Here is a 384-nt window from a genome sequence, read left to right on the forward strand (position 1 = left end):
GACGGCGTGCAGTTGGAGGCGGATGCGTGCGCTGGTCAGCCGGTCCCCGCTGCCGCTCATGACGACGCCCGCCACGACCACGGAGGTGACGCCGGAAGTGTGGGCCGTCTCGGCCAGTACGTAGGCGGCGTACGGGAAGGCGAGCGCGATCACGGTTTCCAGGACCGGGTCCTCGACTCGGCGCCTGATCAGCACGACCACGCCGGCGACCGCGGCCCCGATCAGGGTGCCGCCTCCCGCGAGCAGGGCGAACTCGCCGCCCGCGCTGGTCCAGGAGACCGCGGAGGAGGCAACCGCGATGCCCACCGCGACCCGGAAGAGGACGAGCGAGGTGGCGTCGTTGAACAGGCTTTCGGTCTGGACCATGACCTGAACCGGGGGCGG

1 protein-coding gene is annotated in these 384 nt (G+C 71.6%); it reads right to left on the reverse strand.

What is annotated here, in order from left to right; genetic code table 11:
- Positions 1 to 384 (reverse strand): cation:proton antiporter (locus G3I71_RS49875; protein ID WP_203733291.1); only part of this gene is annotated, 384 nt, incomplete at both ends.

The organism is Streptomyces sp. SID12501, assembly GCF_010550245.1.
In the GTDB taxonomy this organism is placed as follows: domain Bacteria; phylum Actinomycetota; class Actinomycetes; order Streptomycetales; family Streptomycetaceae; genus Streptomyces.